Origin of the sequence: Ensifer sp. SSB1 (assembly GCF_016652895.1) — a bacterium.
Lineage (GTDB): Bacteria > Pseudomonadota > Alphaproteobacteria > Rhizobiales > Rhizobiaceae > Ensifer.
In genome coordinates this window covers 1-1,098 of sequence record NZ_JAEPRP010000376.1, presented here as the reverse complement: position 1 = coordinate 1,098, position 1,098 = coordinate 1, and the positions used below count along the sequence as shown (strand labels likewise).

Below are 1,098 nucleotides of genomic sequence, written 5' to 3'. Positions count from 1 at the left end.
ACACCGTACGGCTCATGCCGAGCGCCTGCGCCTTGCTGGTCATCATCTGGCCGAAGGCCGCTTCCGTTCCGGCCAGCTGCTCGCCGATGACGACGGCCGCATCGTTGGCCGAAAGCACGACCATGCCCATGACCGCCTCACGCACGGTGATCTGACGTCCGGCGCCGACGGCGAGCTTGAACGGTTCAAGACCGTTGGCGTGCTCCGAAACGGTGAGCTTCTGGTCCCACTTGAGCGTGCCGTTCTTCAGCGCCTCGAAAGCGAGATAGATGGTCATCATCTTCGTCAGCGACGCCGGATAGTTCAGCTCGTCGGCGTTGTCGGCTTCCAGGATCGAACCGGTCTCGGCGTTGACGACAAAATGTGCCTGTCCGGCGGCAGCAAAGGAGGCGCTGCCAAGCAGCAAGCTCACGGAGACCGCGGCAGACGCGACCATACGGATAAGGGACTGCATATCGTGTTTTCTCGTTTCGACGCTATCGAACGACCTCGGGACGAAAATCGTGATCGAATTATGGAAGACATACCGCTCTAAACGGCAGCGGCCGCGTTTTCCACGGCCGAGACACCCCCGCCTTTTTACGGGCAGGAAGCCCTTGCGGCAAGCACCTGCGGCAATCCGTCTGCAAATATCACACTTAAGGCGGACTGAAACGGCGATGCCTTGCCTCGGGCCGGCCCCTCCTACGCTTCACCTCGGTTTAACCTGATTGCGCCAAGGTGGCGATCACCGCCCGGCCCGGCCAGACTCGATGCTGACGCCGAGGCGGGTCCACCAACGAAGGCGCCGCCCGGGACCGCGGCAATCTTGCTCCACCCGTTTCGGCAGGCCATGCACTCGAACACAGCCACGGCAAACCTATCTTCCGACCGTCAGCGGGTGCCGGCGGCCTTCGATGCGGGCCTGGCGGAGCTCGTCAACGGCCTTGCCGCACTGCTCTCGGGCCTCGGCCTGTTCCTGGTCGTCTTCACCCTGATCCCGTTCCAGGGGGCGGTGGTGACCGATCCGAACGCCGCTAACGAAGGCAACATCATCAACCAGGTCGGCTACCTGGTGCTGGGTGCGATCTATCTCTTCGCCATGCTGCTCACGGTCGA

2 protein-coding genes are annotated in these 1,098 nt (G+C 62.8%); one reads left to right on the top strand and one right to left on the bottom strand.

Features of this window, described 5'->3' with window-relative positions:
* Nucleotides 1-454 (bottom strand): serine hydrolase (locus tag I8N66_RS37460; protein WP_291165623.1); only part of this gene is annotated, 454 nt, incomplete at its 3' end.
* Nucleotides 455-832: 378 nt separating this feature from the next.
* On the opposite strand from I8N66_RS37460, the gene I8N66_RS37455 reads away from it, so the two are divergent.
* A partial coding sequence (locus tag I8N66_RS37455) for a hypothetical protein (protein WP_291165621.1) occupies nt 833-1,098 on the top strand: 266 nt, incomplete at its 3' end.